Origin of the sequence: Nocardia sp. CA-084685 (assembly GCF_050955785.1) — a bacterium.
Taxonomy (GTDB): domain Bacteria; phylum Actinomycetota; class Actinomycetes; order Mycobacteriales; family Mycobacteriaceae; genus Nocardia.
On record NZ_CP192094.1, the window covers coordinates 1,968,435 to 1,981,833 of the forward strand.

General features: G+C 66.3%; 11 protein-coding genes. 8 read left to right on the forward strand and 3 right to left on the reverse strand.

Annotation, left to right across the window (positions count from 1 at the left end; genetic code table 11):
• Positions 1–21: 21 nt before the first annotated feature.
• The gene (locus tag ACQP2U_RS08660; protein WP_433714187.1) at positions 22–1,446 is read right to left on the reverse strand and encodes an MFS transporter; all 1,425 of its coding nucleotides are present in this window, start codon (positions 1,444–1,446) and stop codon (positions 22–24) included.
• A 130-nt stretch (positions 1,447–1,576) separates the two neighbouring features.
• On the opposite strand from ACQP2U_RS08660, the gene ACQP2U_RS08665 reads away from it, so the two are divergent.
• Both ACQP2U_RS08665 and ACQP2U_RS08670 read left to right on the forward strand, forming a co-directional pair.
• A complete protein-coding gene (locus ACQP2U_RS08665) occupies positions 1,577–2,248 on the forward strand; it encodes a TetR/AcrR family transcriptional regulator (protein ID WP_433714188.1) in 672 nt (223 codons plus the stop codon).
• 26 nt (positions 2,249–2,274) lie between these two features.
• Positions 2,275–2,796: a GNAT family N-acetyltransferase gene (locus tag ACQP2U_RS08670; RefSeq protein ID WP_433714189.1), complete on the forward strand. Its 522-nt coding sequence runs from the start codon at positions 2,275–2,277 to the stop codon at positions 2,794–2,796.
• A gap of 1 nt (position 2,797) precedes the next feature.
• On the opposite strand, the gene ACQP2U_RS08675 is transcribed toward ACQP2U_RS08670, so the two are convergent.
• Both ACQP2U_RS08675 and ACQP2U_RS08680 read right to left on the reverse strand, forming a co-directional pair.
• Complete coding sequence (locus tag ACQP2U_RS08675) at positions 2,798–4,351, reverse strand: glycerol-3-phosphate dehydrogenase/oxidase (RefSeq protein ID WP_433714190.1); 1,554 nt, start codon at positions 4,349–4,351, stop codon at positions 2,798–2,800.
• Positions 4,352–4,406: 55 nt separating this feature from the next.
• Entirely contained in the window at positions 4,407–5,015 is a 609-nt protein-coding gene (locus ACQP2U_RS08680) for a TetR/AcrR family transcriptional regulator (RefSeq protein ID WP_433714191.1), read from the reverse strand.
• 185 nt (positions 5,016–5,200) lie between these two features.
• On the opposite strand from ACQP2U_RS08680, the gene ACQP2U_RS08685 reads away from it, so the two are divergent.
• The 6 genes from ACQP2U_RS08685 to ndk all read left to right on the forward strand — a co-directional run bounded on the left by ACQP2U_RS08685 (position 5,201) and on the right by ndk (position 13,271).
• A complete protein-coding gene (locus ACQP2U_RS08685; RefSeq protein WP_433716406.1) occupies positions 5,201–6,778 on the forward strand; it encodes an FAD-binding oxidoreductase in 1,578 nt (525 codons plus the stop codon).
• Entirely contained in the window at positions 6,775–7,731 is a 957-nt protein-coding gene (locus ACQP2U_RS08690; RefSeq protein ID WP_433714192.1) for a YegS/Rv2252/BmrU family lipid kinase, read from the forward strand. The genes ACQP2U_RS08685 and ACQP2U_RS08690 overlap by 4 nt, the downstream gene beginning before the upstream one ends.
• Positions 7,732–8,083: 352 nt before the next feature.
• The gene (locus ACQP2U_RS08695) at positions 8,084–10,762 is read left to right on the forward strand and encodes a valine--tRNA ligase (protein ID WP_433714193.1); all 2,679 of its coding nucleotides are present in this window, start codon (positions 8,084–8,086) and stop codon (positions 10,760–10,762) included.
• Positions 10,759–12,219 (forward strand): bifunctional tetrahydrofolate synthase/dihydrofolate synthase, encoded by a 1,461-nt coding sequence (gene folC, locus ACQP2U_RS08700; RefSeq protein ID WP_433714194.1) that lies wholly within the window; start codon positions 10,759–10,761, stop codon positions 12,217–12,219. The genes ACQP2U_RS08695 and folC overlap by 4 nt, the downstream gene beginning before the upstream one ends.
• A 248-nt stretch (positions 12,220–12,467) precedes the next feature.
• Positions 12,468–12,809 carry a DUF4233 domain-containing protein gene (locus ACQP2U_RS08705; protein ID WP_433716407.1) on the forward strand — a complete coding sequence of 114 codons (342 nt, stop codon included), beginning with the start codon at positions 12,468–12,470 and terminating at the stop codon, positions 12,807–12,809.
• Between the two features lie 45 nt (positions 12,810–12,854).
• Complete coding sequence (gene ndk / locus ACQP2U_RS08710) at positions 12,855–13,271, forward strand: nucleoside-diphosphate kinase (RefSeq protein ID WP_040687718.1); 417 nt, start codon at positions 12,855–12,857, stop codon at positions 13,269–13,271.
• The last annotated feature ends 128 nt before the right edge of the window (positions 13,272–13,399 follow it).

Below are 13,399 nucleotides of genomic sequence, written 5' to 3' on the forward strand. Positions count from 1 at the left end.
AGTCCTCGAGTCGAGAGTGATTCAGTGCTGTGGCTCGGCCTGGGCATGTCGCGGCAGCAGTCGCACCAGACCGAGGCTGATCAGCGTGGTGGCCGTGACGAATACGAGGCTGGCCGTAAGCGCGTGCGCCGCACCGGAGCCGACCGTGTGGAAGTACACCGTGGTGATGGCGGCGGCGCCGATCGCATTGGCGAGTTGCTGTACGGCGGAAAGGGATCCGCTACCGCTGCCGGTCTCGGACGGGTCGATATCGCCGATGGTGACAACGAAGATGCTGCCGAAGCAAGTGCCCATACCGAGGCCGAGCACGAGGATCGCCACGGCGAGAGCCCAAGGGGCATTAGTGATTGCGGTGGTGAGTGCGAGAATCAGTAGCAGGCCGGTGCCGAAAAGGGTGATCAATAGGCCGATCAGGATGAGATTGCGACCGAGTTCAGCCAATAGTCGGTGCGCGGCAATCGACGCGATGATTATGCCGACGGCCAGCGGCGCCAGGCCGAGCGCGGCTTCGGTCGGGCGATAACCGAGGCCGTTCTGCATGAACAGCGACAGCACGTACAACAGCCCGGAGACCGCGGCGAAGAAGACGAGTCCGAGGATCAGACCCGAGGTGAAGCCCCGGTTCCGCAGTAACGTCGGCTCGATCAGCGCAGCGACCGCGGTGACCTGCCGACGGGCGAACAGCGCGAAGGCCGCGACTCCCGCCGCTATCGACGCGAACGATGAAGCGGTCCAGCTGTGGGCCGAGCCGTCGATCAGACCGAATAGTGTGCCGAGCATCGCTGCGGCGAGCAGAACAGCGCCGAGTGCATCGATGGTGACGGTGCGATCGCCCTGTTCGGTTGGCAGTAGGCGATAGGCGGCGGCGAATGCAAGCCCGCCGAGCCCGATATTGATCAGGAACATGGCACGCCAGCCGAGGCCGAATAGATCGGCATCGACGAGAAATCCGGCCAGGATCGGTCCGCATACTCCGGACAGGCCGAGGGCCGGGCCGAAAACGCTGAATGCCCTGCCGCGCTGTTCACGGGGAAAGACGCTGGTCAGGATGCCGAAACCCTGCGGAATCAGCATCGCGCCGAAGGCGCCCTGTACGAGTCGCGCGGAGATCAGCGTGGTCGGATCGACGGCGAGGCCGCAGGCGATCGAGGCGAGGGTGAACCCGGCCAAGCCGATCAGGAACAACCTGCGCTTGCCGAAGCGGTCGCCGAGTCTGCCGCCGACGACGAGCAGAACGCCGAGGGAGAGGGCGTATCCGGCACCGAGCCACTGGATCAGCGCTGGTCCGCCGTGCAGATCCCGCGCGATGGTCGGCGCGGCGATATTGGTGATAGTCGAATCGAGTAGGTCGAGGATGTCAGCCGCCAGAATGACGGCCAATATCGCCCACATTCGGGGGCTGACCTTGGTATCTGGTGGCGCCGCTTGCTGTGTTGGGGTGGTCATGTCCAGCTCTCGAGGAAGGTCTATCGGCAGCGAGCAATGATCGTTACGAACAGTGTTCGACACAATTGAACCCTATGCGGCGAACGCTGTTCGTGTCAAACGCTGTTCGTCGAGGCGTATGCTCCGAAATATGAGCGCCGCACCCGTCAGCCGCCGGGCCCGTCCCGCGAAGGCACCCCTCAGTCGTGACGTCATCATCGATACCGGCCTGCGCATTCTCGACCGCGACGGCTTGGCCGCCCTCACCATGCGCCGCGTCGCGCAGGACCTCGATACCGGCGCGGCCTCGCTCTATGTCTACGTCGCCAACCGTGACGACCTGATGGCCGCCATGCTCGACCAGGCGCTCGGTACGGTGCCCGAGCCCACGGGCGACACCTGGCGCGACCGCCTGACGACGCTGGTCGAAACGACCGTCGACGCGATGTCGAAACACGAGGGACTCGCACTGGTCGCGCTCGGCTCGATCCCGACGAGCCCGAACGCGCTGCTGATCGTGGAGCGGCTACTTGCCCTGCTCGCCGAGGGCGGTGTGGACCCGCAGACCAATTCCTGGGCCGTCGACCTGATCTACCTGCACATATCCGCGCAGGCCGTGGAGCAGAGCGCGTACAACACCAAGGACACCAACGAGCAGGACTATGTCGCCGAGGTCGCCCGTCATTTCGCCGAACTACCTGCCGACCGCTATCCGACACTGGTGGCCATGCGCGAACAGATGCTGGCGGGCGGCGGCGACGATCGGTCGCGCTGGGCGCTGCGTGCGCTGGTCAACGGCATCCTGGCGACTCCGGTCGAATGAATGCCGTGGGAGAATAGTCTATGCGGATGATTCGACCGGCGGTCGAGGACGACCTGCCGATACTGCAAGATATCGAGCGCGTGGCGGGCAAACCATTCGCCGACATCGGCATGATGGCCGTTGCCGATGACGATCCGCCGTCACTGGATACGCTGCGGGAATTCCAGCACGCGGGCCGCGCCTGGATCTTTCCCGATGCCGCTGGCCGCCCGATCGGCTATCTGATCCTCGGGATCGTCGACGGTAACGCCCATATCGACCAGGTTTCGGTGGATCCGGATCACGCGGGCAAGCGGATCGGCAAACGGCTCATCGACCATGCCGTGCGCTGGGCGAAAGCCCAAGGGATGCAGGCGATCACGTTGACAACCTTCATTGATGTGGCCTGGAACGGCCCGTACTACGAACGCCTCGGCTTCCGCTTTCTGCCCCCCGCCGAGGAGACCGCGGAATTACGCGAAATCCGGGCCGCCGAGGCCGCGCACGGCCTCGACCTCTGGCCGCGCGCCGCCATGCGCGCCGAACTCGACACTTGGCAAATGGACTGAGCTAATGCTGCCGCGCGAAGGCGGCTTCCGCTGCGGGCAAGGCTGCCGCGCGGTCCTCGGGGACGAGACCGATCCGGGTGCGACGGTCCAGCAGGTCATCGGTGTCGAGGGCGCCTTCGTGGGTGATCGCGAAGGCGAATTCGGCTGCGGTGACGTCGATTCCGGGTGCGACCTGTTCGGCCAAGGCGGGATTCCGATCGGCAAGTTCGAGTACGGACGCGGACTCGCTACCGTAGCGCTCGACCAGCACGGTCGGGGCGTTGATGCGATCGCGGGCGGCACCGGAGACCGCGCCGACCAACGGAAGTCGCTTGGTTCGGCACGGACCGGCGGTGAGGTTGCCGTGCGCGATCGCCGCATCGAGAGCGTCCTCGGCCATCTTGCGGTAGGTGGTGAGTTTGCCACCGACAATCGTGATGACGCCGGTGGGAGAGTGCAGGACCGCGTGCTGACGGGAGATATCGGCGGTGCTGTTGTCGGCCGTCCGCAGCAGCGGGCGCAGTCCGGCGTATGTGCCGCGAATATCATTGCGGGTCAATGGCTCTCGGAGTGCGGTGTTGATGGTGTCGAGCAGGAAATCGATTTCGGCTTCGGTGGGCTTCGGCTCGTCGGGAACCGGGCCGGGGGCATCCTCATCGGTGAGACCGAGATAGACCCGGCCGTGCGCGGCGGGGAAGGCGAAGACGAAGCGGCTGGTACTGCCGGGGACGGGGACGGTAAGCGAAGCGGTCAGTCCGCCGAATGATTCGGCATCGAAAACGAGATGGGTGCCGCGGCTCGGACGCAGTTCGATGCTCGGGTCGACCTGATCGGCCCAGACGCCGGTGGCATTGATGACCGTGCGGGACCGGACGGTCATGGCTTCGCCGGTCAGGGTATCGCGCACGGTGGCCGAATCGCCGGTCACGTCAAGGGCTTCCAGGCGGGTGAGGATCGTTGCGCCTTGTGCGGCGGCTGTGCGAGCCAGCGCGACTACCAGCCGCGCATCGTCCACCAGCTGTCCATCCCAGGCTTGCAGGCCGCCGCGCAACCCGTCGCGACGCACGATCGGTGCCAACCGCAGCGCCTCGGCGGTGGCGACCCGACGCGAACGTGGCAGTGTCGCAGGCGAAGTGCCCGCACTGCGGCGCAGTACGTCACCGGCGACAAAGCCGGCGCGGATCAAAGTGCGTTGTGCGATACCGATTTCCGGGAGCAGCGGTACCAGCTGCGGCAGGGGGCGAACGAGATGCGGTGCGGTGGTGGTGATCAGAATCCCGCGCTCGACCGCGCTTTCGTGTGCAATGGCGACCTGCCCGCTGGCCAGATATCTGAGCCCGCCGTGCACCAGCTTCGAACTCCAGCGGCTAGTGCCGAATGCCAGATCGTGGCGCTCCACCAGCACGGTTCGCAGCCCGCGCGCAGCGGCATCGAGCGCCGCACCGGCTCCGGTCACGCCGCCGCCGATCACCAACACGTCGATTTCGCCGCCGTCGCCGAGTAGCGTCAGTTCACGGTTGCGGCGTGTGGCATTCAGCGCGGAATTGCCGTGGGGATCAGCCGAATTCGTAGTCATTACAATCCTTTTCGACGGCGGACAATCAGCCGGTGCTGAGGTATTCGGGCTTTTGTCATTGCGCCTTCTCGACGGGGGTCAGGTAACCGTCGATCGCACGGGCCAACTCGGTGTCCAGCGCCGCACCGGCCAGCAACGGTGCGACCGTACCGGCCGACTGCACCGCCGACTGCGCGATGAGCAGCAGCATGGTCGCCATCTGTTCCGGATCGCCCGGGCGAATCGTGCCGTCCCGGTGGCCTTCTCGAATGCTCGTACTGAACAGGTCGATCAGAGCGCGCTGATTGCGCCCGAGGCGGCCGAAGACATATGTCAGCATCAGATCGGTATCGGTGCGGAAGATCTTGCCGAACAACGGATTCGAGCGAATCGTCGCCGCACCCGCGACCACCCCCGCGACCAGCCGCGTGCGCGCATCTCCCGCGGCAGGCATGGTGTCGGCGACGATCGCGTGCAATTCGCGCACCAGCAGTTCGGCCACCAGCGATCCGGTATCCGGCCAGCGGCGGTAGACAGTGGGCCTACTGACACCGGCGCGGCGGGCGACTTCGGTAAGTGTGGTGCGGCGCACCCCGAACTCCTCGACGCAGGCCCTGGCCGCGTCGAGGATCGCGAGATCGGTGGCCGAAAGCGCGTCATCGGGGGTGGACGCTGCGGAGGTCATCGGGTATCACCACCGGGTGTCGGCGGCACCGAAGTGCCGGAAAACGGATGCCTGATCATTACTGCTTGACAGTCTATGTCAAACTGTAACGCATGGTCGAGACGCAACAGCACACCGACGAAATCGGACAGTCCGAGACCGGTGCGCCCGCCGCAAACCCGGGCGAGCCTACGTATGCGGCGGGTATGGTTTGGGACGCCTGGGGCATCCCCGCCGGGCACAAGCCGCTCTCGGCTTCGATTCGGGACCTGTTGACGCAGGTATTCGGGGTGTCCGGTGACCCGGTGGCGCGCCGCGATGAGGGCGATGTGCCGCTACGCGAGTCGACGCTGACGCCGACTCAACGGGACGGGTTGGTCGCGGTGGTCGGCGTGGGCAGCATTTCGGTCGACCACCACGATCGGCTGCTGCACGCGGGCGGTAAGAGCACCCCGGACCTGCTGCGTCGTCGCGCCGATGGTCCGCAGGACGCACCCGATGCTGTCGTCTTCCCCGCCGATCACGAGCAGGTACTCGCGGTGCTCGGTTACTGCGCCGACAATGCCATCGCGGTCGTACCCTTCGGCGGCGGCACCAGCGTGGTGGGCGGCGTCGATCCGGTCCGCGGTCGCTTCGACACCGTCATCGCGCTGGATATTCGCCGCCTGGACGGTATTTCGGAGATCGACCCGGTCAGTGGCACCGCCACGCTCGGCGCGGGACTCACCGGACCCAAGGCTGAGGAACTCCTCGCCGCACATGGACTTTCGCTCGGTCACTTCCCGCAGAGCTTCGAATTCGCCAGTATCGGCGGATTCGCCGCAACCCGGTCCTCCGGTCAGGCATCGGCGGGCTACGGTCGCTTCGACGACATGGTCCAGCATCTCAAGGTCGCAACACCCAGCGGAACCATCGAACTCGGCCGCGCACCCGCCTCCGCCGCGGGCCCGGACCTGCGTGAACTGTTCGTCGGGTCGGAGGGTGCGCTGGGTGTGATCACCGAGGTGACGCTGCGGGTGCATCCGGTCCCGGAAACCATCAGCTACCAGGCCTGGTCGTTTCCGGATTTCGAAACTGGCGCCGCCGCACTGCGTTCAGTGGTGCAGGCGGGTGCCGCGCCTACGGTGCTGCGGTTGTCCGATGAGGTCGAGACCGGAGTGAACCTGGCGCGCTCCGCCGACATCGGCGGCGAGGCGGTGGCCGGTTGTCTGGCCGTCAGCACCTTCGAAGGCACCCAGGCGCATGTCGCGGCCCGCGGCGCGGAGGCGGGCGCATTGCTCGCGGCGGGGGGCGGGACTTCGCTGGGACAGACCCCGGCTCAGGAATGGGAGCACGGACGTTTCGCCGCACCCTATATGCGCGATGCACTGCTCGATCTCGGTGTGCTGTGCGAAACCCTCGAAACCGCGACCACCTGGTCGAATCTGGCCCAGCTCAAGGCGAAGGTGACTGCGGCACTGACGGATTCACTTGCTGGACAGGGCACCCCGCCGCTGGTCATGTGCCACATCTCGCACACCTATCCGACCGGAGCGTCGCTGTACTTCACCGTCATCGCCAAGCAGTTGGACGATCCGATCGCCCAGTGGCATATCGCGAAACGTGCGGTCGGTGACGCGATCGTGGCCGTGGGCGGCACCATCACCCACCATCACGCGGTCGGCACCGACCACCGCCCCTGGATTCCGGAGGAGATCGGCGATCTCGGCGTGCGCGTACTGCGCGCGGTGAAGCGGGAATTGGACCCCGCGGGCATCCTCAACCCGGGAAAGCTGGTCCCGTGACACAGGCTTCGCGTCCGATGCGTGCGATAACCGTTGTGACCAACCCGCAGTCCGGTGTCGGCAGAGGACACGAGGTGGCCACGGCCGCGCTGGCGCGTTTCGCCGCTCGGGGGGTCGAGGTCACCGAGGTCCGCGCGGCATCGGCCGCCGAATCCGTACGCCAGGTGCGGGATTCGATTACCGGCAGCGCCACGCCGGATGCGGTGGTCTGCATCGGTGGCGATGGATTGATGAATGTCGTGCTGGAAGCCATTGCGCAGACCGGCGTAGCGCTGGGCCTGATCCCCGCGGGCACCGGCAATGATCTCGCGCGCGAAATCGGTGTGCCCACTGACGATCCCGTCGCAGCAGCAGACCTGATCCTCGGCGGCCGCACCCGCACCATCGACCTCGGTCGCATCGAATCGCCCTCGCCCGGATTCACTCCCAAGTGGTTCGCCACCGTCACCGGCACCGGATTCGATGCGCGAGTCACCCTGCGCGCCAACGATATGCGCTGGCCCAAGGGCCCACTGCGCTACACCTTCGCCGCACTGGCCGAGATCTCCGGCCGCTTCACCGTGCCGTACCGAATCGAGCTGTCCGGTGTCGTGCCCGGCGCACTCGACAATCCCGACACCGACACTGTCATCGAGACCGACGCCGTCATGGTGGCCATCGGCAATACCCGCACCTACGGCGGAGGCATGCGGGTCTGCCCGGATGCGGTAATGGACGACGGGCTACTGGATCTGACTGTCGTAGGCGCGGTTTCCCGCCTGGATATGCTCCGCATGCTGCCAGCCCTGTCGGCCGGTAAGCGAATCGATCATCCGAAGTCCAAGCAGTATCGCGTCGCCCAGGTGACTCTCACCGCTCCCGGCGCTCCCGCTACCGCCGACGGCGAACCTGCGGGCACTCTTCCCGTAACCCTGCGCGCGGTGCCCGGCGCGCTTACCGTGCTCGTCCCCTGATTCGGCAAGCCGCGAAACCGACCGGACGTAGGCGGTCGATGATGGTTCGGCCGAGGACAACGGTCGACTCCGGTGCGGCCGGGGTGTAACCCCCTCATCCGCCAGCGCGAGCGTCCGGCTGTCTGGGCACCAGACGCGCCGTCAGGGGCGGAAAAGGTGCCATTGCGGCAGCGGCATATTGAACTCGTCGAGAAGCTGAGAATTGGTTGTGGATTCCGAGTTCGGGCCCGTTTCGCCGGTAAGCTCCACGTGTGGGCGGAGTCTTCGGTGTCCCTCATCCACCGAAGACCCCGCCTTTTCTCTGCGCTGGCCCTTTTAGGAGCTCAGCGGGCACCACCACTAGAATGCCGGGGTGACCAGCGCAACCCCTGACAACCCGCGTAATCGTGCCGATGCCCTCCCCAAGAGCTGGGTTCCCAGCCAGGTGGAGGCCGAGATGTACGAGCGCTGGGTAGCGGCTGGTTACTTCGCCGCCGATCCCGCCAGCGACAAGCCCGGTTACTCGATCGTGCTGCCCCCGCCGAACGTCACCGGCAGCCTGCATATGGGCCACGCGCTCGACCACACCCTGATGGACACCCTCTCGCGTCGCAAGCGGATGCAGGGTTATGAGGTGCTGTGGCTGCCGGGCATGGACCACGCGGGCATCGCCACCCAGACCATCGTGGAGAAGCAGCTCGCGGTCGACGGCAAGACCAAGGAAGACTTCGGCCGCGACCTGTTCATCGAGAAGGTCTGGGACTGGAAGCGCGAATCCGGCGGACAGATCCAGTGGCAGATGCGTGCGCTCGGCGACGGCGTCGACTGGAGCCGCGACCGCTTCACCATGGACAACGGGCTCTCCCGGGCCGTGCAGACCATCTTCAAGCGCCTATACGACGCGGGCCTGATCTACCGGGCCGAGCGCCTGGTCAACTGGTCGCCGGAGCTGCGCACCGCCATCTCCGATATCGAGGTCAAATTCGAGGATGTCGAGGGCGAGCTGATTTCGCTGCGCTACGGCTCGCTCAATGACGATGAGCCGCATGTGATCGTTGCCACCACCCGGGTGGAGACCATGCTCGGCGATACCGCGGTCGCGGTGCATCCGGAGGATCCGCGCTACCAGGATCTGATCGGCAGCACCCTCGAGCATCCGATCACCGGACGCCGGATTCCGATCATCGCCGACGATTACGTCGATCCCGAATTCGGTACCGGTGCCGTGAAGATCACGCCCGCACACGACCCCAACGACTTCGAGATGGGCCTGCGGCACAACCTGCCCATGCCGAACATCATGGACGAGCGCGCCCGGATTACCGGCACCGGAACCGAATTCGACGGTATGGACCGGTTCGAGGCGCGGGTCAAGGTGCGCGAGCGGCTCGCCGCCGAGGGCCGGATCGCCGCCGAGAAGCGGCCGTATCTGCACAGCGTCGGACATTCCGAGCGCAGCGGCGAGGCGATCGAACCGCGGCTTTCGATGCAGTGGTGGGTCAAGGTGGAATCGCTGGCCAAGGCCGCCGGTGACGCGGTCCGCAACGGCGACACCGTGATTCACCCGACCAGCCAGGAACCGCGCTGGTTCGAATGGGTCGACAATATGCACGACTGGTGCATCTCGCGCCAGCTCTGGTGGGGTCACCGCATCCCGATCTGGTACGGCCCCGAGGGCGAGGTGGTCTGCGTCGGTCCGGATGAGACCGCCCCCGAGGGCTGGGTGCAGGATCCGGACGTGCTCGACACCTGGTTCTCCTCCGGGCTGTGGCCCTTCTCCACCATGGGCTGGCCGGATTCCACCGAGGAGCTCCAGAAGTTCTATCCGACAAGCGTGCTCGTCACCGGTTACGACATCCTGTTCTTCTGGGTGGCCCGGATGATGATGTTCGGCACCTTCGTCTCCGACGACCACGTGCTCACCGCGGGCAAGGGCGGTGCGAGGCAGGTGCCGTTCAAGGATGTGTTCCTGCACGGCCTGATTCGCGATCAGTACGGCAAGAAGATGTCCAAATCGCGCGGCAACGGTATCGACCCGCTGGACTGGATCAACTCCTACGGCGCGGACGCGCTGCGCTTCACCCTGGCGCGCGGTGCGCAGCCAGGAGGTGACCTGTCGGTCGGCGAATCGCATGCCCTCGCCTCGCGCAGCTTCGTGACGAAGCTGTTCAACGCCACCAAGTTCGCACTCATGAACGGTGCGCAGCCGGGCACGCTGCCCGATCGCGCCGAACTCACCGACGCCGACCGCTGGATCATCGATCGGCTCGAACAGGTTCGCGCCGAGGTGGATTCGGCCTTCGACGCCTACGAATTCGGCAAGGCGTGCGAGGCGCTGTACCACTTCGCCTGGGACGAGCTGTGCGACTGGTATCTGGAACTGTCCAAGGTGCAGTTCGCCGCCGGTGGTTCGCGCGCCGAGTCGACCAGCATCGTGCTCGGCAACGTGCTCGATGCGGTGCTTCGGCTGCTGCATCCGGTCATCCCGTTCGTCACCGAATCGCTGTGGCGGGCATTGACCGGCCGCGAATCAGTCGTCATCGCCACTTGGCCGCAGGCCACCGGTGTGGCCACCGATGTGACCGCCGCACAACGTATTTCGGACGCGCAGCGCCTGATCACCGAGATCCGCCGCTTCCGCAGTGATCAGGGGCTGGCCGATAAGCAGAAGGTGGCGGCCAAGCTGATCGGGCTGGACACCGCGGGCCTCACCGAACTGCACGATTCGGTGACCAACCTGGCCCGGCTCACCGAGCCCGGTGCCGAATTCGCCGCGACCGCATCGGTCGAGGTGCGCCTGAGCGGGTCAACGGTGACGGTCGAACTCGACACCTCCGGCGCGGTTGACCTGGATGCCGAACGCCGTCGCCTGGAAAAGGACCTCGCCGCCGCGGAGAAGGAATTGGCAACCACCACAGCCAAACTCGGTAACGAGGCCTTCCTGGCGAAGGCGCCGGACCAGGTGGTCGACAAGATCAAGGGACGTCGCGATGTCGCCGAGGCCGAGGTCGCGCGCATCGGCGCCCGGCTCGCGGAACTGAGCGGCAAGTGAACGCCGAACCGGAACCGCAGTACGCCGACGACGAGGAGCCGAAGCGGCGGCTCGGCTCCGGCCCGTCCCCGGTGGACCTGGCCGAAATGGCGTTGGTCGAGGCGGAATTGGACCGGCGCTGGCCGGAGACCAAGATCGAGCCGTCGTTGTCCCGTATCGCGACGCTGATGGATCTGCTTGGCTCACCACAGCAGAGCTACCCGGCCATCCACATCGCGGGCACCAATGGCAAGACCTCGGTGACTCGGATGATCGATGCGCTGCTCACCGCACTGCATCGGCGCACCGGCCGGATCACCAGCCCGCATCTGCAGCTGGCAACCGAGCGGATCAGCATCGACAATATGCCGATCACCCCCGCCAAGTACGTGGAGACCTACCGCGAACTGTTGCCCTATATCGAAATGATCGATAAGCAGTCCGCGGCCGCCGACGGTCCGGCCATGAGCAAGTTCGAGGTGCTCACCGGCATGGCCTACGCCGCCTTCTCGGAGGCGCCGGTGGATGTCGCGGTGGTCGAGACCGGTATGGGCGGGCGCTGGGACGCGACCAATGTCATCGATGGACAGGTCGCGGTGATCACCCCGATCGGTCTGGACCACACCGATTTCCTCGGCGAGGATCTCGCATCTATCGCGGGGGAGAAGGCCGGGATCATCAAACGCGCCCCGGACAGCCTGGTGCCGCGCGATACCGTCGCCGTCATCGCCGAGCAGGAACCCGAGGCGATGGATGTGCTGCTGCGCCGGGCCGTCGAGGTCGATGCCGCGGTGGCGCGCGAGGGCTCGGAGTTCCGGGTGCTGGCCCGCCAGATAGCGGTCGGCGGCCAGCAGCTCGAATTGCAGGGCCTCGGTGGGATTTACGACGAAATCTTCCTGCCACTGCACGGTGAGCACCAGGCCCGCAATGCGGTGCTCGCATTGGCCGCGGTCGAGGCGTTCTTCGGTGCCGGAGCGGATCGGCAGCTCGATATCGAAGCGGTGCGCGCTGGTTTTGCGAGTGTCACCAGCCCGGGGCGGATGGAGCGGATGCGCAATGCCCCCACCATCTTCATCGATGCCGCGCACAATCCGGCGGGCGCGCGGGCACTGGCCGCGACGCTGACCGCGGAATTCGACTTCCGCAAGCTGGTCGGTGTCGTCGCGGTGCTCGGTGATAAGGACGTGGCGGGCATGCTGGACGCGCTGGAGTCGGTGTTCGACGAGATCGTGGTCACCACCAATGGTTCGCCGCGCGCCATGGATGTCGAACGCCTCGCCGACCTCGCAGTGCAGCGTTTCGGCGACGAACGCGTGGTCGTCGCCGAGACCCTGCCCGATGCGTTGGAAACGGCCATTGCCATTGCCGAGGAGGTCGGCGATGCGGGCGAGATGGTTTCCGGTGCGGGCGTCGTGGTGACCGGATCGGTGGTCACCGCGGGCGCGGCGCGGGCCCTGTTCGGGAAGGACCCTGCATGAGCGAACGCAGTGCGCGAATCATGTGCCAGTGCGCATCGGCGTATGCCGGAGCCGAGCGCCAGCTAGGCGCAGGCACGAGCCGTGCGGTCCGGGCGCGGCAGCATGCGTAGGCATATGGGACCCACGGATGCCGAGAAGGAGACAGCGTGACCGAGTCAACCGGCGACGCCGCCGAGCCCGAGCGGGCCGACGGCGAGCCGCAGGTCCCCCCACCTGCCACCGACCCGTGGAAGGGGCTGCGCGGTGTCATGGCGGGCACGCTGATCCTCGAGGCGATCACGGTGCTGCTCGCACTGCCCGTGGTCGGGTCCGTCGGCGGCGGTATCGGCTGGTTCTCCGGCAGCTATCTGGTTGTCCTCGCGCTGGTGATGATCCTCGGCGCCGGACTGCAACGCCGACCATGGGCCATCCCGTTCAACCTGGGGCTGCAGGTGCTGCTGATCCTCGGCGTCTTCGTGCACGTGTCGATCGGCGTGATGGGCGTCTTCTTCGCCGTCGTCTGGGGCTTCATCCTGGTGCTGCGCGCCGACGTCAAGCGCCGAATGGAACTCGGCCTGCTGCCGAGTCAACGCATCCAGGGCTCTTCCTAGCCGTCGGTTCGGTAACCCGGGGTATCGCCTATTAGGCTGAGCGCCGTGACTGAGCAGACGTTGGTACTCATCAAGCCGGACGGTGTGGCCCGTGGCCTCGTCGGTGAGGTGCTGGCCCGGATCGAGCGCAAGGGCCTGAAGATCGCGGCCCTGGAGCTGAAGCAGGTATCCGACGAGTTGGCGCGCGGGCACTACGCCGAACACGCCGAGAAGCCGTTCTTCGGGTCCTTGATCGAGTTCATCACCTCCGGCCCGGTCGTCGCGGCCATTCTGGAGGGTCCGCGCGCCATTGCGGCCTTCCGTCAGATCGCCGGCGGCACCGACCCGGTCGAGAAGGCCGTCCCCGGCAGCATTCGCGGCGACTTCGCACTGGAGACCCAGGAGAACCTGGTGCACGGCTCCGATTCGCCCGAATCGGCCAAGCGGGAAATCGCGCTCTGGTTTCCCGAGTTCCCGGCCTGATATTGGGCCTGAGGCGTGAGCTGCGGAACAGACAGCACAGCCGGCGTCGCGGCGGGACTTGGCCGAGCGGCAGCGAGGCGAAGTCGTGCGGCGATGGCGAGGCGTCGCGGCACTGTGTGGGATACTGG

Excerpts from the sequence above, each read along its gene's own strand:
- ACQP2U_RS08660 (WP_433714187.1), bottom strand. The coding sequence starts at position 1,446 with ATGACCACCCCAACACAGCAAGCGGCGCCACCAGATACCAAGGTCAGC.
- ACQP2U_RS08665 (WP_433714188.1), top strand. The coding sequence starts at position 1,577 with ATGAGCGCCGCACCCGTCAGCCGCCGGGCCCGTCCCGCGAAGGCACCC.
- ACQP2U_RS08670 (WP_433714189.1), top strand. The coding sequence starts at position 2,275 with ATGATTCGACCGGCGGTCGAGGACGACCTGCCGATACTGCAAGATATC.
- ACQP2U_RS08675 (WP_433714190.1), bottom strand. The coding sequence starts at position 4,351 with ATGACTACGAATTCGGCTGATCCCCACGGCAATTCCGCGCTGAATGCC.
- ACQP2U_RS08680 (WP_433714191.1), bottom strand. The coding sequence starts at position 5,015 with ATGACCTCCGCAGCGTCCACCCCCGATGACGCGCTTTCGGCCACCGAT.
- ACQP2U_RS08685 (WP_433716406.1), top strand. The coding sequence starts at position 5,201 with ATGGTTTGGGACGCCTGGGGCATCCCCGCCGGGCACAAGCCGCTCTCG.
- ACQP2U_RS08705 (WP_433716407.1), top strand. The coding sequence starts at position 12,468 with ATGGCGGGCACGCTGATCCTCGAGGCGATCACGGTGCTGCTCGCACTG.